This window comes from Oribacterium sinus, assembly GCF_014202695.1.
GTDB lineage: Bacteria > Bacillota > Clostridia > Lachnospirales > Lachnospiraceae > Oribacterium > Oribacterium sinus.
Window position 1 is genome coordinate 34,938 of sequence record NZ_JACHHH010000006.1, and the last position, 26,140, is coordinate 61,077.

General features: G+C 42.1%; 25 protein-coding genes. 22 read left to right on the forward strand and 3 right to left on the reverse strand.

Annotated elements, in window-relative coordinates; all coding sequences use genetic code 11:
- The first annotated feature begins 6 nt into the window (after nt 1-6).
- The 22 genes from HNQ46_RS06585 to HNQ46_RS06690 all read left to right on the forward strand — a co-directional run bounded on the left by HNQ46_RS06585 (nt 7) and on the right by HNQ46_RS06690 (nt 23,261).
- Nucleotides 7-2,100 carry an elongation factor G gene (locus HNQ46_RS06585; protein ID WP_183683990.1) on the forward strand — a complete coding sequence of 698 codons (2,094 nt, stop codon included), beginning with the start codon at nt 7-9 and terminating at the stop codon, nt 2,098-2,100.
- 1,717 nt (nt 2,101-3,817) lie between these two features.
- Nucleotides 3,818-4,846 carry a phosphate acyltransferase PlsX gene (gene plsX / locus HNQ46_RS06590; protein WP_183683991.1) on the forward strand — a complete coding sequence of 343 codons (1,029 nt, stop codon included), beginning with the start codon at nt 3,818-3,820 and terminating at the stop codon, nt 4,844-4,846.
- A gap of 21 nt (nt 4,847-4,867) precedes the next feature.
- Nucleotides 4,868-5,104, forward strand: a complete 237-nt coding sequence (gene acpP / locus HNQ46_RS06595; RefSeq protein ID WP_183683992.1) for an acyl carrier protein — start codon at nt 4,868-4,870, stop codon at nt 5,102-5,104.
- A gap of 2 nt (nt 5,105-5,106) precedes the next feature.
- Entirely contained in the window at nt 5,107-5,832 is a 726-nt protein-coding gene (gene rnc / locus HNQ46_RS06600) for a ribonuclease III (protein WP_183683993.1), read from the forward strand.
- On the forward strand, nt 5,813-9,076 hold the full coding sequence (gene smc / locus HNQ46_RS06605; protein ID WP_183683994.1) for a chromosome segregation protein SMC: 3,264 nt from the start codon (nt 5,813-5,815) through the stop codon (nt 9,074-9,076). The genes rnc and smc overlap by 20 nt, the downstream gene beginning before the upstream one ends.
- 9 nt (nt 9,077-9,085) lie before the next feature.
- Nucleotides 9,086-9,961 (forward strand): signal recognition particle-docking protein FtsY, encoded by an 876-nt coding sequence (gene ftsY / locus HNQ46_RS06610; RefSeq protein WP_183683995.1) that lies wholly within the window; start codon nt 9,086-9,088, stop codon nt 9,959-9,961.
- Between the two features lie 445 nt (nt 9,962-10,406).
- Nucleotides 10,407-10,721 carry a helix-turn-helix domain-containing protein gene (locus tag HNQ46_RS06615; RefSeq protein WP_007156149.1) on the forward strand — a complete coding sequence of 105 codons (315 nt, stop codon included), beginning with the start codon at nt 10,407-10,409 and terminating at the stop codon, nt 10,719-10,721.
- Nucleotides 10,711-12,090 (forward strand): signal recognition particle protein, encoded by a 1,380-nt coding sequence (gene ffh / locus HNQ46_RS06620; protein ID WP_007156148.1) that lies wholly within the window; start codon nt 10,711-10,713, stop codon nt 12,088-12,090. Before HNQ46_RS06615 ends, ffh begins: the two co-directional genes overlap by 11 nt.
- 144 nt (nt 12,091-12,234) lie before the next feature.
- Nucleotides 12,235-12,474, forward strand: a complete 240-nt coding sequence (gene rpsP, locus HNQ46_RS06625; RefSeq protein WP_007156147.1) for a 30S ribosomal protein S16 — start codon at nt 12,235-12,237, stop codon at nt 12,472-12,474.
- Between the two features lie 26 nt (nt 12,475-12,500).
- Nucleotides 12,501-12,728 carry a KH domain-containing protein gene (locus HNQ46_RS06630; RefSeq protein WP_007156146.1) on the forward strand — a complete coding sequence of 76 codons (228 nt, stop codon included), beginning with the start codon at nt 12,501-12,503 and terminating at the stop codon, nt 12,726-12,728.
- 51 nt (nt 12,729-12,779) lie between these two features.
- Nucleotides 12,780-13,304: a ribosome maturation factor RimM gene (gene rimM / locus HNQ46_RS06635; protein ID WP_183683996.1), complete on the forward strand. Its 525-nt coding sequence runs from the start codon at nt 12,780-12,782 to the stop codon at nt 13,302-13,304.
- Nucleotides 13,301-14,053: a tRNA (guanosine(37)-N1)-methyltransferase TrmD gene (trmD, locus tag HNQ46_RS06640; RefSeq protein WP_183683997.1), complete on the forward strand. Its 753-nt coding sequence runs from the start codon at nt 13,301-13,303 to the stop codon at nt 14,051-14,053. Before rimM ends, trmD begins: the two co-directional genes overlap by 4 nt.
- A 161-nt stretch (nt 14,054-14,214) precedes the next feature.
- Nucleotides 14,215-14,568: a 50S ribosomal protein L19 gene (gene rplS / locus HNQ46_RS06645; RefSeq protein WP_040648518.1), complete on the forward strand. Its 354-nt coding sequence runs from the start codon at nt 14,215-14,217 to the stop codon at nt 14,566-14,568.
- A gap of 127 nt (nt 14,569-14,695) precedes the next feature.
- The gene (gene lepB, locus HNQ46_RS06650; protein WP_007156142.1) at nt 14,696-15,223 is read left to right on the forward strand and encodes a signal peptidase I; all 528 of its coding nucleotides are present in this window, start codon (nt 14,696-14,698) and stop codon (nt 15,221-15,223) included.
- Nucleotides 15,224-15,232: 9 nt separating this feature from the next.
- Nucleotides 15,233-16,120 (forward strand): ribosome biogenesis GTPase YlqF, encoded by an 888-nt coding sequence (gene ylqF / locus HNQ46_RS06655; RefSeq protein WP_183683998.1) that lies wholly within the window; start codon nt 15,233-15,235, stop codon nt 16,118-16,120.
- Between the two features lie 51 nt (nt 16,121-16,171).
- Complete coding sequence (locus HNQ46_RS06660; RefSeq protein ID WP_183683999.1) at nt 16,172-16,825, forward strand: ribonuclease HII; 654 nt, start codon at nt 16,172-16,174, stop codon at nt 16,823-16,825.
- 16 nt (nt 16,826-16,841) lie between these two features.
- On the forward strand, nt 16,842-17,294 hold the full coding sequence (locus HNQ46_RS06665) for a YraN family protein (protein WP_183684000.1): 453 nt from the start codon (nt 16,842-16,844) through the stop codon (nt 17,292-17,294).
- A 106-nt stretch (nt 17,295-17,400) separates the two neighbouring features.
- Nucleotides 17,401-18,540: a tryptophan--tRNA ligase gene (gene trpS / locus HNQ46_RS06670; protein ID WP_183684001.1), complete on the forward strand. Its 1,140-nt coding sequence runs from the start codon at nt 17,401-17,403 to the stop codon at nt 18,538-18,540.
- Nucleotides 18,513-19,064, forward strand: coding sequence for a Holliday junction resolvase RecU (locus HNQ46_RS06675; RefSeq protein ID WP_183684002.1), 552 nt, complete (start codon nt 18,513-18,515; stop codon nt 19,062-19,064). The genes trpS and HNQ46_RS06675 overlap by 28 nt, the downstream gene beginning before the upstream one ends.
- Nucleotides 19,065-19,141: 77 nt before the next feature.
- Nucleotides 19,142-20,536 carry a Trk system potassium transporter TrkA gene (gene trkA / locus HNQ46_RS06680; RefSeq protein WP_183684003.1) on the forward strand — a complete coding sequence of 465 codons (1,395 nt, stop codon included), beginning with the start codon at nt 19,142-19,144 and terminating at the stop codon, nt 20,534-20,536.
- The gene (locus HNQ46_RS06685) at nt 20,526-21,974 is read left to right on the forward strand and encodes a TrkH family potassium uptake protein (protein ID WP_183684004.1); all 1,449 of its coding nucleotides are present in this window, start codon (nt 20,526-20,528) and stop codon (nt 21,972-21,974) included. The genes trkA and HNQ46_RS06685 overlap by 11 nt, the downstream gene beginning before the upstream one ends.
- A 210-nt stretch (nt 21,975-22,184) precedes the next feature.
- On the forward strand, nt 22,185-23,261 hold the full coding sequence (locus HNQ46_RS06690) for a tyrosine-type recombinase/integrase (protein WP_183684005.1): 1,077 nt from the start codon (nt 22,185-22,187) through the stop codon (nt 23,259-23,261).
- Between the two features lie 27 nt (nt 23,262-23,288).
- Here the strand turns inward: HNQ46_RS06690 and HNQ46_RS06695 are convergent, their stop codons facing one another.
- The 3 genes from HNQ46_RS06695 to HNQ46_RS06705 form a co-directional block, all read right to left on the reverse strand.
- The gene (locus HNQ46_RS06695) at nt 23,289-23,696 is read right to left on the reverse strand and encodes a hypothetical protein (protein WP_183684006.1); all 408 of its coding nucleotides are present in this window, start codon (nt 23,694-23,696) and stop codon (nt 23,289-23,291) included.
- 50 nt (nt 23,697-23,746) lie between these two features.
- Nucleotides 23,747-24,448, reverse strand: coding sequence for a transcriptional repressor LexA (gene lexA, locus HNQ46_RS06700; protein WP_183684007.1), 702 nt, complete (start codon nt 24,446-24,448; stop codon nt 23,747-23,749).
- 256 nt (nt 24,449-24,704) lie between these two features.
- Nucleotides 24,705-26,126: a peptide MFS transporter gene (locus HNQ46_RS06705; protein ID WP_007156128.1), complete on the reverse strand. Its 1,422-nt coding sequence runs from the start codon at nt 26,124-26,126 to the stop codon at nt 24,705-24,707.
- Nucleotides 26,127-26,140: the final 14 nt, after the last annotated feature.

Consider the following 26,140-nt stretch of genomic DNA (forward strand, 5'->3'; position numbering starts at 1 on the left):
GGATCTATGAAAGTTTATGAAACCGGCAGTATTCGTAACGTAGTTCTTTTAGGTCATGGAGGTGCCGGAAAAACCACCATTGCAGAAGCATTAGCTTATGTAACTTCTGGAATTAATAGAATGGGCAGTGTTGATGACGGGAACACCTTGTCTGACTTTGATAAAGAAGAAAAGAAGCGGAAGTTTTCAATTTCCACTTCCGTGATTCCTATCGAGTATAAGGGAGAGTCCGGAGAGCTGAAGATGAATATTTTGGATACTCCCGGATACTTCGACTTTGTAGGAGAGGTGGAAGAGGCTGTTTCTGCAGCGGATGCGGCGATTATCGTGGTAAACGGTAAGGCGGGGATTGAGCCGGGAACGGTACGGGCCTGGGAGCTATGCGAAGCCAATGCTCTTCCCAGACTGTTCTTTGTCAGCAATATGGATGATGATAAGGCTTCCTTCAGACAGCTGGTTTTGGATCTGGAAAAGCAGTTTGGTAAGTCCGTAGCACCTTTCCAGCTTCCTATCCGTGAAAATGAGAAATTCGTGGGCTTTGTAAACGTGGTAAAGATGGCTGGAAGACGATTTACAAAGATGAATGAATATGAGGCTTGTCCTATTCCCGACTATGTTGAGAAGCACTTAACCATTGCCCGTTCCGCCTTGCTGGAGGCAGTAGCGGAAAGTTCCGATGAACTGATGGAGAAGTATTTTGCCGGAGAAGAGTTTACGGTAGAAGAGATTCAGGCGGCTTTACGGGAGAATGTAGAAGCCTGCAAGATTGCTCCGGTGCTTATGGGATCCGGGCCAAATGTTCAGGGCTTTAATGTATTGCTTCAGGTTTTGGAGAAATACTTCCCCTCTCCTGAGTCCTTGGAATCCATCGGTGTGGATGCTTCTACAGGAGAACACTTTAGAGCAAAGTATCAGTCCGATAAGAGCCTTAGTGCAAAGATTTGGAAGACCATCGCAGATCCTTTCCTTGGAAAATACAGTCTATTTAAGATTTGTACCGGTGTATTAAAGGCCAATTCCGAGATTTACAATGTGAACAAAGAAAGCATGGAAAAGGTGGGAAAGCTCTATCTTCTTCGGGGAAATACCCCTATCGAAGTGCCTGAATTAAAGAGTGGAGACATCGGTGCGGTAGCGAAGTTAAATATCAGTGAAACAGGAGACAGTATCTCCGTTCGTAATGCACCTATTTTGTATCATGGACCCAAGCTTTCCGAGCCCTTTACCTTTATGGCTTATCGTGCAGAGCAAAAGGCGGATGAGGATAAGCTTTCCACTGCTTTACAGAAGATGATGGACGAGGATAGAACCATCAGATTACAGGCTGACCCTGAAAACAGACAGAGCTTAATTTATGCTATCGGAGAACAGCAGTTAGAGGTTTTGGCTTCCCGATTAAAGGATAGATACAATGTTTCCATTAACCTGGAAAAGCCTCGCTTTGCTTATCGGGAGACCATTAAGAAGACCGTAAAGGTTCAGGGCAAATATAAGAAGCAGTCCGGTGGACACGGACAGTATGGAGATGTTGTTATGGAATTCTCTCCAAGCTTTGACTATGACCAGGCCTATACTTTTAAAGAGCAGGTATTCGGCGGTGCAGTACCGAAGAACTACTTCCCGGCTGTTGAAAAGGGAATTGCAGAGTCCTGCAAGAAGGGACCTTTGGCAGGATATCCTGTTGTAGGTGTCAATGCCACCTTGTTGGACGGCTCCTACCACCCTGTAGACTCCTCCGAGCAGGCCTTTAAGACAGCGGCTTCCATGGCTTTTAAGGATGCTTTCCTTCAGGCAAGCCCCATGCTTTTAGAGCCGATTGCACACCTGAATGTTACTGTTCCGGATGCCTTTACCGGAGATATTATGGGAGATCTGAATAAGCGTAGAGGAAAGATTTTGGGTATGACCGCTCTTAGAGACGGAAAGCAGCTGGTTGAGGCTGAGCTTCCCATGAGTAACCTCTATCTTTATAACACCGACCTTCGTTCCATGACCGGAGGAGCAGGAAGCTTTTCCTTCTACTTCGTTCGCTATGAGCAGGCTCCCGGAGATATCCAGAATCGTGTAGTGGAAGAGTCCAAGAAGATGATGGAAGAGTAAAAAGAAATGCTTACAATACTTAAGATAATATATCCCATTATAGTCGTGGTGGTAGGGTTTGCTCTTTCTTGTGTATTTTATGTTTGGAAACCAAGAGGAGTACTTGGGTTTTTTGTGTATTGCCTTATTATTATTTTGATGATTATAGTGGGCAAAAAAATATACCATAAGAGTTAGAATTGCATTTCAAACCAAATATCAAACTTAAAGGTAGCTATAGTTTTGGCTACCTTTTTTTATATTTACAAGGAAGAAATGAGCGTTATAGGACAAAACGTGTGTAAAAAAATATTTCAAAATTTAGCAGTAAATACTTGAAAATAAACTACAATAATGATAAACCTCTAATAAGTTAATTATAACAAATTCGGGATGTAGTAAATTTATTGGATATCACTTGAGAAAAATGTAATTTAAGATTGTATTAATTTACTTCAAAATAGGGAAATAGCTATTAGAAGAAGGCAGGAGCGACGACTTTGCCGAATTATTTATATGTGACAAGTGATATATATACAAGCCACAGCGTGGATAAAATTTATACTAGATATGAAAACAAATATTATTTAGATTCGGCGAGAACACAGTATGTGGGTTCTTGGTCATTCAGTAAACGATGGGGACATTAAAGTATGAAATTTGCGAAACAGGAGATATTACGTGCACTTTTAATACTGGTAGTACAAATGCTAACAAGCTTTATGATAGCATATTTTACCGATAGAACATGGAGTTTAAAGAACTTCATTTCTAACGATACATTAATAGTATTTTGGGTTACTTATTTAGTTTGTACAATAGCTTTTGCATTTTTTAAGAAAGCCAATTTAAAATAAGTTAGTTATAGCAAATTCAGGATATACGAAATTAATTTCTTGTAAATGAAACGCATATTGATCGAGATTTGTCTGTGCGGTGAAGAATCATTTAGAAACAGTTCCTCTTGGTCAGCACATTCCAGCTGTGTCTTGGCTCAAAGTGTAAATATATTATAATAAAGGAGCAAATAAGATGTTAACAATATTCACGATAGTAGTATGTGTGGTTTGCTATTTGATGAATATTAGTGCGTTTTTAACGTATTTTTCTTATGTTCTTGCCTTTACAATATTGAAAGCATTTCTATCGAAAAGATTAAAAGATGTATACAATATAAGAAAAGCTGAAGCAATTTATACAGAAGTCGGATTTATGAATACTCTGGATTCATTTATTTCGCTCCTTTTCATAACGCTTTATTATGTGTTTAGAGAGTATGAGCATTTTGGTATTGAGTATATGCTTCCGGTTCTTTTGTGCTATATCTTGATTTATAGATTTTTGTTTTGGGATGTAGGGTATAAAGTAAAGCAATTATTTAGAAAGAGCCATCAGTAAACAGAATACTATAAACGATCAGTTTGGAGGATATTTGTGTAAATGCAGAAATCCTCCTTTTTGAAGTTTCAAGGCGGGCACATGTTTGAGCCCGAAGGGCGAGTTTGCGCAGGAGCCTGAGTGAAAAAGCGAGTGCAGTGAGTAGGAAACGTAGTGTGTCTTTGAGGCAGAGCCTAAGCAAAGCAAGGCATTCATTAGTCTGCATGATGGAGTTGCCAACGATTACTTGACAGTAATCTAGCAAGAAATGACTTGCTGCTTTCATTGACAGAAAATCAAGAATACTCTATCATATCTCTGATTCCTTAAGAAGAAATAACGAGTTTCAGATGAGGTGAATATGATTCGTATAGCCATTGATGCCATGGGAGGGGACTTAGCACCTGCTGCCATTGTAAAAGGGGCAATTGACAGCCTTTCTTCCTGCCTGAATACCAAGCTTCTTCTCTATGGAGAGGAGAAAGCCATTCAGGAGGAATGTGCCAAATACCAATATGATACAGAAAGAATTGAGATTATTCCCTGTAGCGAGAATATCAGCTTGCATGAGTCTCCGGTTATGGCCATTCGGAGAAAAAAGGATTCCAGCATTGTTAGGGGAATGAAGGCGGTAAAAGAGGGAGAGGCAGAGGCCTTTCTTTCTGCCGGTTCCACCGGAGCAATTTTAGCCGGAGGACAGCTGATTGTAGGAAGAGAAAAGGGGGTACTCCGTCCTCCTCTTGCGGCTTTAATGCCCACAAGACAGGGGGTAACTCTACTTACTGACTGCGGCGCCAATGTGGATGCCCATCCGGAGTGGCTGGTACAGTTTGCCAAGATGGGTGCCATCTATATGAAGGAAATGCTGGGCGTTCCCTCCCCAACAGTAGGCCTGGTAAATATCGGTGCGGAAGAAGAAAAGGGAAATGCTCTGGTAAAGGCTGCCATGGAGAAGTGTAAGGAGGAAAAGGACTTAAACTTTATCGGTTCTGTGGAGGCCAGAGATATTGTGGAAGGAAACTGTTCCGTAGTGGTGGCAGATGCCTTTGTGGGAAATGTGGTTTTGAAAATGTACGAGGGTGTAGGAAAGATGCTTCTTTCTGAGATCAAGTCCGGCATTAAAGAGGGTGGCCCTCTTTCTTTGGTAGGCGGTGCTTTGATTTCTTCTGCCCTACGAAAGAGAATGACAAAATTTGATGCCAAAAGCTATGGAGGAGCTCCCATCCTGGGCTTGAAGGGCTTGGTAGTTAAAGTTCACGGCAATACGGACGGGGTGGAGATTACTACGGCCATTCGACAGGCCAAGGAATTTGCAGAAAAGGGCTTGACTAAGAAGATTGCGGAAGCCTTGGATTTCTCTGATAAAGAAGAGGAAAGCAAGGAAGAATAGATTACAGGAAAGGACAGTAATATGGAATTAGATAAGTTAAAAGAAATTATTGCCAGAGAATTACAGCATGTCAAGAAAGAGGAGATTACGGAGGATTCTCGTTTTGTAGAGGATTTAAATGCTGATTCCTTGGATATTGTACAGATTATTATGGGAATTGAGGAAGAGTTCGGCATTGAAATTCCGGAAGAAGCAAGCTTTCAAATTAAGACCGTTGGAGAAGCACACAAAGCTATTTTAAAGGCTTTAGGAAAATAAAAATGATGGAAAACATGGGCAGCACTCCGTCTCTTTCCAGGCTGGAAGAGGATTTGGGGTACCACTTTCAAGATCAGAAGCTTTTATTGCACGCCTTAACCCATCCTTCCTATTCCAATGAGATGGGGCATCCCAAGGAAGCCTCCAATCAAAGGCTGGAATTTCTGGGGGATGCGGTGTTGGAGCTGGTTTCCAGTACCCTTCTTTACCATAAAAAACCGGTGATTCAAGAGGGGCGGATGACCAAGCTTCGGGCGGCATTGGTATGCGAATCGGCTCTGGCTGTGGTGGCAAAATCGCTACAGCTTTCTTCTTATCTTCTTTTAGGAAAGGGAGAGGAAAGAGAGGGGATTCAATTTCGGGATTCCGTTTTATCCGATGCTTTGGAAGCGGTGATTGGAGCCATTTATCTTGACGGCGGTATGGAAAAGGCGGAAGGCTTTGTTCGGGGAAAGGTTTTATCCGATATTGAGCATAAAACCCTCTTCCAGGATGCGAAAACCATGTTGCAGGAGTATTGTACGGCAAAACATTATCCTCTGGAGTATGATTTATTGGAGGAAAGCGGTCCCTTTCATCAGCGTTTTTACAAGGTGTCCGTAAAGGTAAATGAAGAAGTTTACGGCATCGGAGAGGGAAGTTCCAAAAAGAAGGCAGAGCAGGCGGCTGCCTATTTTGCATTAGAAAAAATAAAGGTGGAAACAGGGGATGTATTTAAAGTCTATTGAAATTCAAGGATTTAAGTCCTTTGCCAATAAAACTGTTTTGGATTTTTCTCCCGGAATTACCGGGATCGTAGGGCCTAACGGCTCCGGAAAATCCAATATTTCTGATGCGGTTCGTTGGGTTTTGGGAGAACAGAAGGTAAAACAGCTTCGTGGGAATTCCATGCAGGATGTTATTTTCTCAGGAACTGCCTTAAGAAGAGCCCAGGGCTATGCCTATGTAAGCATGTGTTTTGACAATGCAGACCATGCCTTAAATCTTCCTTATGAAGAAATTACCGTTAGTAGAAGACTGTATCGTTCCGGAGAATCGGAATATCGTTTAAATGATGCGGAATGCCGTTTAAAGGATATTCACGAGCTTTTTTATGATACCGGAATCGGAAAAGAAGGCTATTCCCTAATCGGACAGGGGCAGATTGATAAGATTTTGTCCGGAAAGGCGGAAGAGCGAAGGGCTCTCTTTGATGAGGCGGTGGGAATTGTTAAGTTCAAAAGAAGAAAGGACATTTCCCAGAAAAAGCTGGAAGAAGAGCAGGCCAATATGGAGCGTATTCAGGATATTCTTTCTGAGCTGGAAAAGCAGCTGGCCCCATTGGAGAGACAGTCCGGAAAGGCAAAGAATTATCTACAGCTTAGAGATAAGCTCTTACTTTATGAAGCCAATCTTTTCCTTCTGGAAATGAAGGAGGCGGAGAAGGGCTTAGAGGAATTAGCGAAAAAAATTGAGAATTTAAGCTATTACCAAAAGGAAGAGGAAGAGAAACAGAATCGTTTAACCCAAGCCTTTTTAGCAATGGAAAGGGAGGGGGACGCCTTAGAGGCGGAGGAACAGAGAATTCGACAGCGGGAAGAAGAGTATCTGTCGGAAAAGGCGGAGATAGAACGCCGGATTTCTCAGCTTCGAGAGGATATTTCCGGAAAAGAAAGCAGTAAAAAGCATTTTCAGGATCAAATTGAAAAGCTAAAGGAGGAAAGTAGCCGGCTTCTTGGAAAGATGGAGGATTTGGCGGCTACTTTATTTGCTATGCAGGAGCAGTTTTCCTCTTTGCTCCCTTTTAGTAAGGACAAGTCAGAAGTTCAGCTGGACATTGATTTTATTCGTTCCACCATTAAGGAAGCGGAAAGAACCATTCAAAACTGCTTCGAGAATAACTTTGCTTTTGAAGAGGCTCCAAAGCTGTCTAAGGGCGAGGAAGAGAATCTTGGAGAGCAGTTTTTAGCCTTTCAGGAAAAAGAGGAGGAGCTGAAAAAAGCCAAGGAAGCATTTCAGTCTTTACTGCAAACAATGCAGGGACTTTCCCGGGAATTGCAGGGAAAAAGACAGGAGCTGGAATCTGAAAAGAGTCGTTTGGCCCTTCAGGAGAGGGCGGTAGAAAATCAAAGCCTTCGCCTTGACAATCTGGAAAATCTTGCGGAGCGTTATGAGGGCTTCGGAAATGCGGTTCGTTTCTGCATGAGGGAAAAGGATAGAGAAAAAGGCCTTATCGGTGTTGTGGCTGAGCTGATATCCGTTCCCAAAGACTATGAACTGGCACTGGAAACGGTACTTGGTTCCGGTCTGCAACAGTTGGTTTGTGAAGATGAAGGCACTGCAAAACGATTGATTGAAAAGTTAAAAAGGGAGAGGCAGGGGAGAGCCAGTTTCCTTCCTTTGCCTTCCCTTCGGAAAAACAGAGATGAAAAATATGATAGTTTAAAAAAGGAAGCGGGAGTGATTGGGGTATTTGCAGACCTGATTAAGGTTCCGGATTCCTGTAAGGGCTTAGAAAATTATCTTTTATCCAGAGTGCTTTTGGTGAAAAGCATGGAGGAGGCCCTTAGCTTAGAAAAGAAATATCATCATAGCCTAAGGATAGTTACTCTGGAAGGAGAGCTTTTACAGGCAGGAGGAGCTATTTCCGGAGGTGCCTATAAAAATAATTCCTCTCTTATGGGAAGAAAAAGAGAGATGGAAGAACTTAAGGAGAGCATTGAGAAGGGAAAGGAAGCCTGCAACACTATTCGGAAGGCTGTAGAGGAGAAGGTGAAGGCCTGCAATAGGCTGGAACAGGAGCTCTCCGCTAAAGAAGAAGAAAGGCATCAACAGGAAAAGGGGCTTTCTGAGCTGGAGCTTATGTTACAGGCGAAGATGCAGTTAGAGTATCAAACCCTGTCCACCAAGACGGATTTTCTGACGGAGCAGATGCATGGCTACAGCGATGCTTTGGAAAAACTCTTTGCGGAAAAATTTGATCTGGAAGAGGCGGAAAAGCAGTCAAAGGAATCCGTATTGCATCAGGAAGAGGAAATTCTAAAGCTGCAGAAAAAGCTTTCCGATGGAGAAAAAGCATTTTCCGATAGAAAGGAAAGCCTGCAAAGTATTCAGGAGCAGAAGCAAAAGATTGCCGAAAAACAAAAGGCATATTTTGCGGAAAAGGAGAAGTTTGCAGAGGCTCAGTTAAATCAGGAAAAGGAAGCTCTTCGTCTGGAAAATCAAAAGGAAAAATTAGAGGAGCAAAGCGCCAAGTCCGCCCAATATATTTTGGAAGAGTACGGTCTAAAGTTCTCCGAGGTGAAGCAGTATTACCGGGAGGAGCTTTGCGAAGATCCTGCGCTTTCCAAGGAAATTCAGGAAATGAAGGGGAATATTCGGAGTCTGGGACCTATCAATCTGGACAGCATTCAGCAATTTGAAGAAGTTTCGGAGCGTTACAGCTTCCTGCATCAACAGGTGGAGGATCTTCTTGCTTCCGAAAAATCTTTACAGGAGATTATCGCCGACCTGGATCGGGGGATGCGAAAGCAGTTCCATGAAAATTTCTCCAAGATTCAAGTGGAGTTCAACAAGGTTTTTCGGGTTCTCTTTGGGGGAGGACAGGGAAGACTGGAAATGGAAGAGGGGGAGGATGTGCTGGAAAGCGGTATTCGTATCGTGGCAGAGCCTCCCGGAAAGAAATTACAAAATATGATGCAGCTCTCCGGAGGAGAAAAGGCTCTTACCGCTATTTCCCTGCTTTTTGCTTTGCAAAGTCTAAAGCCTTCTCCCTTCTGTTTATTGGATGAGATTGAGGCGGCACTGGATGATTCCAATGTGGTACGCTTTGCGGAGTATTTGCATCATTTGATTAAGAACACCCAGTTTATTGTCATTACCCATAGAAGAGGAACTATGGAAAGGGCAGACAGACTTTTTGGTGTTACCATGCAGGAAAAGGGTATTTCCACCCTGGTATCTGTTGACCTGGTAGAAGACCAGCTGCAATAAGGAGGAATCATGGCAAATATTTTTACCAAAATACTGAATAATATTTTTCAATCCAATGAGGTGGCGGATGAGGCCTTTTATGAAGAGTTGGAAGAGGCCATGATTCTCAGTGATGTTTCCTATAGCAGCTGTATGCGTATTATTGATGCGGTAAAGCATGAAGCCAATCAGCGGGGGGTAAATCTGACCCGGGATGTGCAAAAGATTCTAAAGGACTATATCTTGGATCTGATGATGGTGGAGGAAGGCTATTACGCCTTTGAACAGGAGAAAAGCATTATCTCCGTAATCGGCGTAAATGGCGTAGGAAAAACCACATCTATCGGAAAGCTGGCCTATCATTTAAAGAAAAAAGGAAAGAAGGTTATCCTTGCGGCGGCGGATACTTTCCGTGCCGGAGCCATTGAACAGCTGGTGGAATGGGGGAACCGTGTAGGGGTGGATGTTATTCACCAAAAGGAGGGCTCCGACCCTGCGGCAGTAGTTTTCGATGCTCTTCAGTCCTTTAAGGCGAAAAATGCGGATGTTTTGATTATTGATACCGCAGGTAGACTGCACAATAAGAAAAACCTGATGCAGGAGCTTGGAAAAATCAACCGCATCATTGACCGGGAATTTGCGGAAGGCTATAGAGAAACTCTGGTGGTTTTGGATGCCACCACAGGACAGAATGCCATGAGCCAAGCAAAGCTCTTTAAAGAATGTAGTCAGGTTACCGGTGTAATCTTAAGTAAGATGGACTCCACTGCTAAAGGCGGCATGGCCCTATCCATACAGGCAGAGCTTGGCCTTCCGGTAAAATACATGGGCACCGGGGAAAGAGTTGAAAACCTACAGCGCTTCGATGCCAAGCGATATGTTGAGGATATTTTTGACTTGCATTAAGGCAAAGGGGCTGTACTTCTTCAATAGTAGTCTTATGCAGTATAGGTCTGAAAGAGGGGCATGCTCCCGCTAACATTTCTATAAATTGAAGGACTGTATACTTTAAAATTTGCTTTTATGCAACATCGGTCTAAAAGTGGGGCACGCTCTCGCTAACCTCGCCACGCAGCGGTACTAACTTCAAGCTTCGCTTTCAGTAAGTACCGGCGGGCTCAGATTACCCCTTTTTTAGACCGATGTTGCATCTAAAGCAATCCATAGATTAAGTTTTACAGTCCTTCAATTTTATTGTTAACGAACCGTCAACACTAGATTAACCCTTTTCAGACCTATACTGCATATATACTATTACAAAGGATTACAGCCCGTTTTTCTTTATGCTGTCAACAAAAATGCTTGACAGTAGGAAGCTTTTTTGTTAATTTACTATATCGTGAGGTGAAGTATGGAAGCTTTTGTGGAAAAGGGAAACCTGTTTTTGCTGTATTCCGGCTTGTTAAAGGAGAAGCAAAGACAGATTTATGAATACCATATTTTGGAAGACATGAGCTTTACGGAGATTGGCTTGGAAATGGGTATCACCAGGCAGGCAGCCCAGGCGGTATTTCGAAAGGCGGACGAAAAGCTAAAGTTCATCGAAGAGAATCTTCACCTGGCAGAAAAGTGGCTCAGTATACGGCGTTGTGCGGAAGAAATTCAGAACAAGGCACGGGATGCGGAAATCAAAGCATTAGCAGGAGAAATCATTCATGGCATTTGAAAGTTTATCCGATCGTTTAAGTGATATATTTCAAAATTTATCCGGAAAGGGAAAGCTTTCCGAGGAGGATGTAAACCTTGCCTTAAAGGAAGTTCGAATGGCTTTGTTGGAAGCAGACGTGAACTTCAAGCTGGTAAAGGATTTCATTGCCAAGGTTAAGGAATCCGCCATCGGAGAAGAGGTATTTTCCTCTTTAAGTCCGGCCCAGACAGTGATTAAGATTGTTCGGGATGAACTGACCAAGATGATGGGGGAGGAAAATACGGAGCTGAAGCTTCGCCCTCAAAGTGAGATCACGGTTTTGATGATGGTGGGCTTACAGGGAGCCGGAAAAACCACTACTGCGGCAAAGCTTGCAGGTAAGTTCCAAAAGCAGCATAGAAAGCCTTTACTGGTAGCCTGCGACATTTATAGACCGGCAGCTATTGAACAGCTTCGTGTCAATGCGGAAAAGCTTTCCATCCCCTTCTTTAGCTTGGGAAATCAAGTAAAGCCGGAGGAAATTGCAAAGAAAGCCTATGAAGAGGCCAAGGCAAAGGGCTATAACCTTTTGATTTTGGATACCGCCGGAAGATTGCAGATTGATGATGCTTTGATGGAAGAACTAAAGCGGATGAAATCTGCTGTACCTGTTGACTGGACCATCCTTACTGTGGACGCCATGACCGGACAGGAAGCGGTAAATGTTGCGGAGAGCTTTAGCAAGGAAGTAGGCGTTAACGGCGTAATCCTCAGTAAGTGCGACGGAGATACCAGAGGAGGAGCTGCCTTATCCATTAAGGCCATGACCGGACAGCCTATTCTATACCTTGGTATGGGAGAAAAGCTTTCTGATTTAGAGCCCTTCTATCCGGATCGTATGGCAGGTCGAATTCTGGGAATGGGAGATGTACTTTCCCTCATTGAAAAAGCCCAGAGCGAAATGGATGAGGAAAAGGCCAAGGAATCCGTTCGGAAATTGTCCAAGGGACAGTTTAACTATGATGATTTCCTGGATCAGATGAATCAGTTGCAAAAGCTTGGAGGAATCGCAGGGATTTTAAAGATGCTTCCCGGCATGAACAAGGCTATGCAGGGGATTGATCTGGAAGATTCGGAAAAGAAGATGAAGCAGGTAAAATCCATGATTCAGTCCATGACCTTCAAGGAAAGAGCCAATCCGAAGCTTATGAATCCCTCCCGTAAGAAAAGAATTGCTCAGGGAGCCGGAGTGGATATTGCAGAAGTCAACAAGCTGGTAAAGCAGTTTGAAGAGATGCAGAAGATGATGAAGCAATTTGGCGGTTCCATGAAGGGAAAGCACGGAGGTTTCCCGGGAATGGGTATGGGCAAGAACCCCTTCGGAAGAGGAGGCGGGTTTCCCTTCTAAAGAGATGGACTCCCCTTCTAAAGAATAGGTGGATTACCTTCTAAAGAATAGGAAACTTGTTTTTTCATCAAGCATTTTATGTAGCGTTTCAACAGCTAGTCTGTAGAAATAAATTTATCTAAACACACACAAAGGAGAAAAGAAATGGCAGTTAAGATCAGATTAAGAAGAATGGGACAGATTCACGCACCTTACTATCGTGTTATTGTGGCAGATTCCAGAAGCCCAAGAAACGGTAAGTTCATTGCAGAGCTTGGATATTATGATCCAACTAAGGAGCCAACAGTATTTAAGGTAGACGCAGAAGAGACAAAGAAATGGTTACAAAACGGAGCACAGCCAACAGAAACTGTTGCAAGACTTCTGAAGAAGTTTGACATCTAAGTCTACTTTTAAAGGAGGATGCTGTCGTGAAGGAATTACTGGAAACCATTGCAAAGGCATTGGTTCAGTTTCCTGAAGATGTTCATGCTGAGATGGAAGAGAAGGAGGGAGAAATCCACCTGACTCTTTCCGTAAATGAGCAAGACATGGGAAAGGTGATTGGACGTTCAGGTCGTATCGCCAAGGCGATCCGTTCTGTCATGAATGCTGCTGCATCCAAGCAAAATCTCAGAATATCCATCGATATTCAGTAAGGAGAAGGTATGTCTTAGGGCATACCTTTTCTTCACGCTAGGGGAGGGAAGATGTTAAAAGAGCTACGAGTAGGAACGATTTTGAAACCCCATGGTTTAAAGGGGGAAATGAAGGTTTTTCCCACAACGGAAGATCCAAGACGTTTTACTCAATTAAAGGAATTGATTTTACGAAGAGAAAGTAAGGGGCTTCGAGATACTTCCTTTTCTGAAAGCAGAAAAATCAAGTCCGTTCGCTTTCAGGGAGAATTCCTGCTTTTACAATTAGAGGGGATTGACTCTGTGGAAATGGTGGAAAAATATCGTAACGTATCTTTAATGATTCCTAGAGAGCAGGCTCTTCCTTTAGGGGAAAATGAGTTTTTCCTTGGGGATTATATCGGTATGGAAGTCTATATTGAGGGAAAAGAGCTCTTGGGAGAAGTGAAGGAAGTGATTGAAACCGGGGCAAACCTGGTATTTTCCGTAGAAGGAAAGGAAAAAGAATATCTTATTCCTCATATTCCTCCGGTGGTATATGAAATCAAGGACAATCGTATTGCCATTCACCTGATGGAAGGATTGCTGGAGCTATGAGTAAATTTACTGTTTTTACTCTGTTCCCGGAACAGATTGAAAATGCCCTATCCCATTCCATTATGAAAAGAGCCATGGAAGACGAGAAGTTATCCTTAAATTGCGTCAATATTCGTGATTTCACAGAGGATCCTCACGGCCATGTGGATGATGCCCCATTTGGGGGAGGGGCAGGAATGTTAATGCAGGTTCAGCCCATTGTTTCCGCCTTTGAGGACTTGGTAAGAAGAGAAGGAAGACCGGATAGAGTCATTTACTGCTCCCCCAGGGGAAAGGTATTTCAGCAAAGTATGGCCATGGAATTGGCCAAAGAGGAGCATATTCTCTTTCTTTGCGGGCATTACGAAGGCATAGACCAAAGAGCCTTGGATATTCTGGAGGTAGAAGAGGTTTCCATCGGAGACTATGTGCTTACGGGAGGAGAGCTTCCGGCAGTGATTATGATTGATGCCATAGCCCGCTTACAGGATGGGGTTTTAAACAAAAAGGAAAGCTTCGAAGAGGAAAGCTTTTCCCAGGGGCTTTTAGAATATCCCCAATATACCCGTCCCAGAAGCTTTCAGGATAGAGAGGTTCCCGAAATTCTTCTTTCCGGAGATCATAAAAAAATCCGGCAGTGGAGGTGGGAAGAAAGTCTTAGAGTCACGAAGGAACAAAGACCGGAGCTGTATGAAAAGTACAGAGAGGAAAATCCCGAGCTTTTTATCGAAAAAAAGAAGCGGAAGAGATCAAAAATTAAAGCGGAGTAGATGAAAAAAATAAAGCAAAGTCAAGGATTTTGCTTGCAATTCTAGCTGCTTTGTGGTAATTTATTGAGGCTGTTTTGTAATAGGACAAAACGAAAACCGTATCATATGTTCCGCTGACGCAAGACGTGTATGAACATGGAATCATTATGGAGGACAAAGAAATGTCAAATTATGAAATCATTAAGGGAATTGAAGATGCTCAGCTGAGAAAAGAAGCATTGGCAGACTTCAACACAGGAGATACCGTAAAGGTATACAACAAGATTAAAGAGGGTAACAGAGAGAGAACTCAGGTTTTCGAGGGAACTGTTCTGAAGATTCAGGGTGGATCCAACAGAGAAACCTTTACTATTCGTAAGACATCCAACGGTGTGGGTGTAGAGAAGACTTGGCCAATCCACAGCCCATTCGTAGAGAAGATTGAAGTGGTTCGTAGAGGTAAGGTAAGAAGAGCTAAGTTGAACTACCTTCGTGACCGTGTTGGTAAGGCTGCTAAGGTTAAGGCTGCAAAATAAGAGTAAAAGCGGTGTTCCTCAGGGGACACCTTTTTTATTATCGATGCAATGTGTAGAATAGAGTTGATGCACTTTAAAAATAGTTGCTATGCTTTAGAAACGAAAAATAAAAAGGAAAAGGAGCCCCATGAAAGAACAAGCAATACTGCAAAAATGGATTCGTAATTTAGTGGATTTTATTGTTATCCTTTCCTTGGCCTGGTTTGTGGTGCATAGCTTTTTTTCTTTGGCGAGAGTTTCCGGTCACAGCATGGAGCCCTCCCTTTCTGCAGGAGATACGGTATTGGTGGATGAATTCTTCTACCAGTTTAAAAAGCCTAAACGCTATGATGTGGTGCTATTTCAAAAAAAGGATAAGTCCAACAATATAAAACGTATCATCGGACTGCCCGGAGAAACCGTGATAATCCAAAACGGTCGTGTGTATATCAACGGCACTCTTTTGGAAACAGACAAGCTTTCTCCCATTGTCCTTGAGGGAGTAGCCAAGAATCCGGTGGAGCTGGGGGAAAATGAATATTTTCTTTTGGGAGATAACACGGACTCTTCAGAGGACAGTCGTTTTCAAAATATGGGAAATATACAGGAGAGCCAGATTGTAGGCAGGGTTTGGTTCAGGATTTTTCCTTTTCGGAAAATATCCTTGATTGGCTAAGGAGGAAAAATGAAGATACAGTGGTATCCCGGTCATATGGCAAAAGCCAAGCGGAAAATGAAAGAGGATTTGCCTTTATGTGACGTAATCGTAGAGGTTATTGACAGCCGTTGTCCCAATTCCTCCAGAAATCCGGAAATCGACCAGCTGGCTAAGGATAAAATCAGAATTTTATTGTTTAATAAGCTGGACTTGGCGGATGACGAGCGTAGCAAGCTCTTTATGGAGGACTTTCATAGAAGAGGATTCTTTACTTTAGGGATTGATGCCAGAAACAGAGCCAGTGTAAAAAGAGTAAGTAAATTGATTCAAGAAGCCTCTCAACCTCTTTATGAAAAAAATAGAAAAAAAGGGATTTCCTCTCAAATGGTTAGAGCTATGGTGCTGGGAATCCCCAATGTAGGAAAATCTACATTTATCAATGCCTTTGTAGGTCGTTCTACTGCTAAAACCGGGAATAAGCCCGGAGTTACCAGAGGGAATCAGTGGATTAAGCTGGATAAAAATGTACAGCTATTGGATACTCCCGGAATTACCTGGCCGAAGTTTGAACGGAAAATTGTGGGCTATAACTTGGCGCTGATTGGTTCCATCAATGATGATATTTTGCCAATAGAGGATCTGGTTTTTTATTTCTTGAAATATCTTGTCCGCTACTATCCTAAAGCCATTCTTGAGCGTTATGGAATAGAGCCGGAGGAGGGGGAAGCGGCTCTTTCCATTATGGATAAGATTGCCGTAAAAAGAGCCTGTATCAAAAAGGGAGGAGATGTGGATTACACCAGAGTCTCCCGTCTGATTTTAGATGATTTTCGCAGTGGCAGACTGGGGAAGATCAGCCTGGAACATCCCGGTAAGTGGTATGATGAAGGGGATGAGGATTCAGCAGTAGAATAAAGTGGAAAGATAATACCGGGAAGAAGCGCTTTACAGAAATGAGGCCAAGGCATGACAGATGCACAAAGACTTAAAGAGGAAGCCCGTTTAAAGGAAATGTGGAAATTGGAGGAAGAACATACACATCTTCCCTATGTTGCCGGTGTTGATGAAGCAGGGAGAGGACCATTAGCCGGACCGGTAGTAGCGGCTACCGCCATTTTACCAAAAGAGCATCTGTTTTATTTTCTCAATGATTCCAAGAAAATGACGGAAAAGCGAAGGGAAGCTCTCTTTCTTGAAATTAAGGAAAATGCGATAGCCTATGGAATCGGCATCGTTTCTCCTGAAAGAATTGATGAAATAAATATCCTGCAGGCGACTTATGAGGCTATGCGACTGGCTATAGAGGAGATGGAGAAGAACTTTTCTATTATCCCTTCCCTTATGCTAAATGATGCGGTAAGGATTCCTATGGTGGATATCCCCCAAATTCCGATTGTTCACGGGGATGCCAAGTCTTTGTCCATTGCGGCAGCCAGTGTTTTGGCCAAGGTCAGTAGGGATCATCTTATGCTGGACTATGCCAAGGAATATCCGGAATATGGCTTTGAGAAACATAAGGGATATGGAACCAAAGCCCATACAGAAGCTATTTTAGAGTATGGCCCCTGTCCTATACACCGGCGAAGCTTTTTAAAAAAGCTTTATGCCGGAGAATCGTAAAACTTTAGGAGTACAGATGGGAAAGACAGAAGAAGACAAAATACAGAAGGTAAATGACTCAAAAAGGAAGCTTCTTCATTTAAAATCCTCTGTGAAGGCTACAGATAGTTTAAAGTCTTCCAATACCTCCAATGTCATCAAAGGAAAGGCCTTTGAAGACAGAGCAGTAGCCTTTTTGGAAGAAAAGGGCTATGAAATTCTGGAGCGTAACAGTCGTTTTCATCATCTGGAGATGGATGTGGTGGCTAGAGATGGAGACACACTCTGCTTTATAGAGGTGAAGGGCAGGAAGGAGCATAGCCTTGTGCCGGGCCTTTATGCGGTGGATAGAGCGAAACAAAAGCGACTTCGTAACTGGGCCACAGCCTATCTTTGTAAACATGGCTATTCTTTGACAGAAACAGCCTGTCGCTTTGATGTGGTCAGTATAGAAGGAGAGAAGATTCAGCTGATTCAAAATGCCTTTTAAGAGAATCTATGGTATACTGGGCAAGGTTATAAATAAGAAGAAAGGCTTTCGATTATTATAAATACTTCAAGAAATAAAGAAGTATCTAAGGTTTAAGGAGAGAAAAATGGGAAGTACAGGAAAGAAAATCATTTTAACCGGAGACCGTCCTACAGGAAAATTACATCTGGGACATTATGTGGGTTCTCTACGAAGAAGAGTGGATTTACAGAATTCCGGAGAATATGATCAGATCAATATTTTGATTGCAGACGACCAGGCATTAACGGATAACTACGATAATCCCAAGAAGATTCGGGATAATATTATCGAAGTGGCCTTGGACTATCTTTCCGTTGGGCTTGATCCCAAGGTAAGTACCATTTGTATCCAGTCCGGATTACCGGCTCTCCATACCCTTAGCTTTTATTATTTGAATCTGGTCACAACCCAAAGACTGAGCCGTAACCCCACCGTAAAGGCGGAGATGAAGCTCCGGGGCTTCCATGGGGGAGAAAGTGTCAATGACAATGAAGTAGGCCTTCCGGCGGGATTTTTCACCTACCCTGTTTCTCAGGCTGCGGACATTACTGCCTTTAAGGCGACTACCGTGCCGGTAGGAGAAGATCAGCTTCCTATGATTGAGCAATGTAAGGAAATCGTTCGTAAGTTTAATCAGCTTTATCAAAAGGAAGTGCTTTTAGAGCCGGAAATTCTTCTGCCGGAGCATTCCAGCCAAAGAAGACTGCCGGGTACGGACGGTAAGGCGAAGATGAGTAAGTCCTTAGGTAACGGCATTTACCTTTCCGATGACCCAAGCACGGTAAAAACCAAGATTATGAGTATGTATACAGATCCTACTCATATCAATGTGGCGGATCCGGGACATGTGGAAGGCAATGCCGTATTTACCTATCTGGATGCCTTTGCACCCAAGGAGGATTTCTCTCGTTTCTGTCCGGATTATCAGAATCTGGAGGAGATGAAGGAGCATTATATGCGAGGCGGTCTTGGGGATGTTAAATGTAAGAAGACCTTACTGGCTGTAATGGAAGAAATTCTACAGCCTATCCGAGAAAAGAGAAAGCACTGGGAGAATAACATCCCGGAGGTCTATGAGATTCTCTTGGAAGGTACGAAGCTGGCCAGACAGCGGACAGAGGAAACCTTGGGAGAAGTATGTGAAGCCATGAAAATCAATTACTTCCAGGGCAATTCCATCATTCAGGAATGGGAAACATGGGTACATGGAAGTCACGAGGGCTAAGAGGCTCTCTTTTGGAAGAGGAAATTAATCATACCATTGCGCTTTATGAGGAAAAGAATTTAGCTCTCATTCAAAAGATTCCTACTCCCATTACTCCTATTAAGCTGGCTCAAAGCCATAAACAAATCACCCTGGCCTATTTTGATAAGAAGTCAACGGTGGATTATATGGGAATCGTTCAGGGGATTCCCATTTGTTTTGATGCTAAGGAATGTCACAAGGACTCCTTTCCCTTGCAAAACCTTCATGCTCATCAAATGGATTTTATGAAGCGTTTTATGCTGCAAGGCGGCATCAGCTTCATTATCCTATCCTTCAGCAAAAGAGGAGAGAAGTACTATGTTCCTTACCGGGAGCTGGAATACTTCTATCAGAGGATGGAAGAGGGGGGAAAGAAGAGTTTTCGCTATGATGAACTTAGGGAGGCTTTTTTGGTAGAGGCGAAAAGGGATTTGCTGGTTCATTTTTTAGAGGCTTTAAATCAGGATATTTCCGTATTAAATGAGCTATCGAAAAAGGATTGAAAGATCCGGTTTCCATTGGAATAGCAGGAGTATGGTCGTATTTATTTTGTTTTATATCTGTAAAATGAGGAAAAGTCATGAATATTATTGTGGTAGGTTGCGGTAAGGTAGGTCTTACCCTGGCAGATCAGTTGAACAAAGAAGGGCATGATATTACCATTGTGGACCAGGATGAGAAGGTTCTTCGCCATGCGGTGGATTTTCTGGATATTATGGGAATCCATGGAAACGGTGCCATGCTTCAGACGCTAAGGGAAGCCGGAGTGCAAAATGCGGATGTTTTAATTGCGGCAACCAGCCGGGATGAAGTCAATATGCTTTGTTGCCTCTTTGCCAAAAAAGAGGGAAATTGTCGTACCATTGCCAGAATCCGTGATCCTCAATATACTACGGAAATCTCTTATCTTCGAGATGAATTGAACCTGGCCATGGTAATCAACCCGGATATGGCTGCAGCAAAGGAAATTGAGCGTCTGCTTCGTTTTCCTTCTGCAATGAAGGTAGACAGCTTTTCTCGAGGAAAACTGGATTTGATTCGTGTAAAGGTACCCAAGGAGAGTCAGCTGATTGGTATTCCTCTTCATACCTTTCAAAAGGATACGGGCTTAAATGTACTTATTACTTTGATCCAAAGAGGAGAGGATATTCTTATTCCAAACGGTTTTGATGCTTTGGAAGCGGATGATTTGATGAGCTTTATTGCAGCACCCAAGGATGTAAGCAAGTTCTTTATTAAGTTGGGTGTGGATTATACCCCTGTAAGGGATTGTATTATCGTAGGGGGAGGACGAATCAGCTATTATATTGCTCGCTATATTGATGAAATGCATTTAAATATGCGTTTGAAAATCATTGATTCTAACAAGGAGCGATGTGAGTATCTGGCAGATGTACTTCCGGATAGTATTATCATAAACGGTGACGGTATTGATGCCGAGCTTTTAAAGAAGGAAGGAATAGAAAATACGGATGCCTTTTGTTCTTTGACAGGATTTGATGAGGAAAATATCATGCTTTCTCTTTATGCGGGAAAGCTTTCCGATGCCCGTTTGATTACCAAAATCAATCGTATTGCCTTTGAAAATGTTACCAATGAAATGAATTTGGGTTCTGTCATTTATCCGAAGCAGATTGTTGCAGAGAGTATTCTTCGATATGTAAGGGCTTTGGAGAATTCCAAGGGCTCCAATGTAGAGACCTTGTATAAGCTTGCTGACGGAAAGGCAGAAGCTTTGGAGTTTAAGGTATTAAATGATCCGGACTTAATCAATATTCCATTCGCGGAGCTGTCCTTTAAGCAAGGAGTTTTAATCTGCGGAATTATACGACAGAATAAAATTATTACCCCTAGAGGAGCTGATGTTATGAAGGTGGGAGACCGGGTGATTGTGGTTACCACCAACACAGGTTTTAATGATTTACGAGATATTTTGGAAATAAAGAAGGAAGAGGATATTCATTATGAACTTTAGTATGATTGTCTACATCCTGGCTTGGGTACTGAGAATAGAGGGAATCAGCTTATTGCTTCCCTTTATTTGTGCCATAATATATCGGGAGCATAGTTCTGCCGCGGCTATATTATCCGTGTCGGCGATGTCCTTGGTTGTAGGGGCGGTTTTAACACGAAAAAAACCGAAAAAAATTGCCTTTTATACCAGAGAAGGCTTTGTCATCGTGGCAGGTTGCTGGTTGGTGCTTTCTTTAGTGGGAGCTTTACCCTTCTATATTAGCGGAAAAATTCCCCATTATATCGATGCGGTTTTTGAAATTGTTTCCGGCTTTACCACTACAGGTTCTTCCATCTTAAGCGATGTGGAGGCCTTAGGAAAGGGATTGATTTTTTGGCGCTCCTTTTCCCATTGGATGGGAGGCATGGGGGTATTAGTCCTTGTTTTAACGGTTCTTCCCCTAGGTGGCGGTTATAACATGATGATTATGAAGGCGGAATCTCCGGGACCGGATGTGTCCAAGATGGTGCCTAGAGTAGCAGATACCGCTAAAGCCCTTTATAAGATTTATTTTGTTCTAACGGTAATTTGTATTTTTGCCTTTTTACTTTCCGGAATGCCGTTTTTTGATGCTTTGTGTATCGGCTTCGGAACGGCGGGAACAGGGGGATTTGCCATCAGGAATTCCGGAATGGCGGATTATTCCATGTTTAGCCAGTTCTTGATTACCATTTTTATGATTTTGTTCGGTATTAACTTCAATGTTTATTATCTTTTACAAAGAAGGAAGTGGAAAGATGCTTTTTCCTCAGAAGAAGCCAGAACCTATCTTTTGATTATCCTTTGCTCAACTTTATTCATTGCTTTTAATAATCTAAAAGAAATGGGAAATGGCCTGTTATTTGCCCTTCACCATGCTTTTTTTACGGTAGGAAGTATTATTACCACAACAGGCTTTTCAACTCTGGATTACAATCATTGGGCAGTACCCAGTCAAATGGTGATTTTATTCTTAATGATTTCCGGTGCCTGTGCAGGCTCTACAGGTGGCGGTATAAAGGTTTCCCGATTGATTATCTTATTGAAGAATATGGGGAAGGAGTTGCACCTCATTATTCACCCGGAAGCCATCAAGAGAATTCGTTTGGAAGGAAAAAGCCTGGATTACAATGTGGTACGTTCGGTAAGTACGTATTTGATTGCATATTGCTTTGTCTATATAATATCCATTTTTCTTATCAGCTTTGACGGTTTTGATTTTACTACAAACTTTTCAGCAATTTCCGCAACCTTTAACAATATCGGACCGGGATTGGCAAAGGTTGGACCAATAGAAAATTTCTCGATTTATTCGCCATTTTCAAAGGCAGTCATGATTTTTGACATGTTGGCAGGAAGATTGGAAATATTTCCTATGTTGATTCTGTTTTCTCCAAAGACCTGGAAAAGAACGAATTAGCAATAACTATTCGCTAAACTCTTGTTTAACGAATAGTTATTGCTTTTTAAAAAGGGATTATGCTATAATCTACTAAAATTAAGATGCATTGGCTTGAATATGGCTTTGGTATGCTATCAAATTTGATTTCAAGCTAAAACGATTTACTCTGTATTGATCATGGAGAAAAAACCTTATTAGAGTGAATAACATTATTAGAGAGAATAAGCTATGCCATTACAATATCATTTAGAATTAGATAAACAGAATACTTTAAAGCTTCGTCAGTTACAAAAGGATTTACCCTCCTTTTGTGCTTCTTTTTTTCGTGGTATTGATCAAGTTACTTCCTCCAGAACTAAGATTGCCTATGCCTATGATTTAAAGGTGTTTTTTCAATTTTTATTAGAGGAAAAAAAGCTTCGTTCCGATATTTATGATTTTGAAGCTCGGGATTTAGATCGTTTATCCCTGGTGGATTTAGAGGAATATATGGAATTTTTGAAATATAGAACGAAAAAAAAGACCGGTAAAGAGGGACAAATTGAAGAAGTTGAAGTCTTAAATCATAACAAGAGCATCAAAAGGAAAATTTCCAGCTTAAAAAGCTTCTTTGGCTATCTATATAAAACTGAGCAAATCAAAGAGAATAAGACCGCTCTTCTCTCCTTACCGAAGCTTTCTCAGGAAGATATTGTTCGTATGGATCAAGGAGAAGTTGCACAGTTTCTGGATCAGGTAGAGTCCGGAGAAGATTTAAGCAAAAAGGAAAAGCTTTACCATGAGAAGAATCAAGTCAGAGACCTGGCTATGATGCAGTTAATGCTGGGAACCGGAATCCGTGTGTCGGAATGCGTAGGTTTAAATTGCTCCGATGTAGATTTCCAAAATAATGCCATTCGTATCCATAGAAAGGGAGGCAAGGAGGTTTCCATCTACTTTTCCGACGAGGTGGAACAAGGCTTACGGGCTTATATGGAGGAAAGAAAGAGTAAAATTCCGGCTGCCGGACACGAAAATGCTTTATTCCTATCCTTACAAAATAAAAGAATGTCTGTTCGAACCGTAGAACTGATGGTAAAAAAATATGCGCAAAAGGTTACCCCTCTTAAGCATATTACTCCACATAAATTACGAAGTAGCTATGGTACCAATCTATACCAGGAAACCGGAGATATCTATCTTGTTGCGGATGTACTGGGACACAGTGACGTAAATACTACCAAGAAGCATTATGCAGCTTTGGAAGAAGAAAGACGCCGCAGTGTCAGAAACTTGGTAAGACTCAGAAAAGAAGAAGGGGAATAAGAACGGAGTAAGATTGAAAAGGGAAGGCTAAAAAAAAGCCTTCTCTTCTTCTGTCCAACGTCCTTCTTCTTTATACTTCTTCACTCTTCTTTGATAAGAACGTAGAGGGAGTCCGGAATACAAAGCTGTTTCTTTACTGTTATGCTCTTTACGATACAGATAAACGGCTCCTATGCTCTTATGAGTACCGTATTCCCGTTTTTTACCGGCATCTCTCTTCATATGCTTTAGAGATAATTCCAGGCTGCAGGAACATTGCTTGTCATCCTTTAAACTTCCCAGGCGCAGTTTAATCCCTTGTTTTTCCAGTTGGCCATTCAGCTGTGTGAATTCTTTCTGTAGTTTCTGAAACTCTTCTTCTCCGGCTTTACAGCTGATGGAAAAGCTTTCTTTTATAAATTGACCGATGCCCGGTTCGGACCATTTTTCCAGCATTTTATTCCTCAAAAACGACAATATTAATTTAGTCGCATCTATTTATCAGTTTATAGTCCAACACGAATCAGCCCAATCGCCTTTCCTAAAATCTGACAGTCATTTACAATAATATCTTCCATAGTATCATTCTCCGGCTGTAGACGAATATATCCTTTTTCTTTGTAGAAACGCTTAACCGTAGCACTATCTTCTACCAAAGCCACTACCACTTCACCGTCACTGCAGGTATTTTGCTTTGCAACCATCAGATAGTCTCCATCAAAAATTCCTACATTAATCATGGAGTCTCCCTTTACCTTCAGAATAAAGGTTTCCTGATTCGGTAAAATCTCTGTGGGCAGGGGGAAATGGTCGCTAACGTTCTCTTCGGCAAAGATAGGGGTACCGGCGGCTACGGTACCGATTACCGGTACAGACACCATCTCCTTCATCGTTTCTTCTACTTCCGGAGTTTTTGTAGCAGAGATATCCTTTGTCTTATTGCTTTTAGGAGCTTTTCCGCTATGGCTTTTGTCCAAGATCTCTATGGCTCTGGGATGCGAAGGATCCTTACGAATCAATCCTGCCTGCTCAAGATCATTTAAATAACTAAAAACACTGGAAGTGGACTTTAAGCCGACCTCTGTGCAAATATCTCTAACAGAAGGAGGATAGTTTCTAATCTGAACACATTCTTTTATGTAGTTGTAAATGGCTAATTGCTTCTCTGTTAAATTATCTTTATTTGGTACTTTTCTTGGTCTTCCCATCCTGGCCTCTTTTCTTAGAATTTAAAACTTAGAAAAAGTATAGCATATTCTTTCTTTTTATGCAAACATTTGTACGAAAAAATCTCCGATGTTTCTTGACTTATAGAAGTCTTTGAAATATCGGAGATTTCTTATTCTTAACGAGTATCGCACGCGTAGTGTGCGATATCTCGTTTCACACTATAGTATTCCATACAAGCATTAAGCTTGATACGAATGACGCTTCACTGAGAGATGAAAAGAGTCATTTTTAAAGCTATTCTGCAGTCTCTGTAGCTGTTTCCTCTGAACTTAACTTATCTACAGCAATAAGCTTCTCGATAAAGGGCATAATCACCAACATAACTACACCACTGATGAGAAGGGCTGCACCTAAGATATTCAGAATCTTTCCATATCCCCAAACCTTAGTTACAGCCACCAGATATCCGGAAGCAATACCGGAGAAGGTGTAGGTTAAATACCATACGCTCATAGCTAAGGAGGAGAAACGCTCCGGAGTCAGCTTATTAAATAAAGCCATACCTACAGGAGATACCAAAAGCTCTCCCACTGTTAATACGGTATAAGCCACAAGCATATACCAAAGATCCATCTTTACAGTCTTATCCAATACACCATGTAAGGTATTGAAACCGATTAAAATAATATAGAAAGCAAGACCTGTAATAATCATTCCCACAGCCATCTTTAAGCTTACAGGAGGATCCAATTTCTTCTGAGAAAGAGTCATCCAAAGATTTCCAAGAAGCGGAGCAAGAATGATACATAAAATTCCGTTAAAGGAAATCAACCATACTACAGGCACATGGAAGCCGCCTACATTAAGGTTAACATAATCATTTGCCAGGGTATTAATGGTATAAGAAGTCTGGAAGTACACTGTCCAGTAAACGGTTACCAGGATGAAAATAATACCCATTCCTACCAAACGTGTTTTCTCTACCGGACTAAACTTGAACTCTACCTTCTGCTTCTCTTCTTTGTTAGCGCCCTTTGCGTTTGCAGGGTGCTTTCCTACCTCTCCCAACCACTTTGGAATTAAAACAAGGAAAATCAGGAATACGATAAACATACCGATGGCAACCATCAGGTAAGCATACTTATAACCGTATTTAACAATATTCCCCTCTGCATCCTTAACAGCCATCCAGTGGTCTGTAAGAAGTCCTCCGAAAATCGGTCCAAAGAAGCTTCCGATATTTACCGCCATATAGAAGATACCGTAAGCTGCATCCTTTCGGGCATGCTCTTTATTAGAGTAGAGCATACCTACAATGGCTGTTAAGTTGTTGTTCATAAAAGCCATGGAGCACATGTTAATCACGATACCAACAATAATCATGGGAACATGGGGGGTAAAGAAGAAGAAAATGGCATAGGCAACACTCTGTAAGAAGAATGCCATAATCATCGCTTTCTGCATACCCAGAAAACGGTCTGTAATAATGGAGCCTAAGAGTGGCAGCACGGAACCGAAAGCTCCGGCGATGGAAATGATTAGTCCTGCTTGTTTATCGCTTAAACCAAGACCGCCCATTGCTACAGAATAGGTGTAGAAAAAAATAGTAATACCGGATACCGCATACTTCAAATAGCTGGAACCGGCCATACCAATGCAGGCTAACCAAAGCCCTTTAGGATGATGGAATTTCTCTTTCTTTTGAACTTCCTCCATACTGTCCTCCTTCA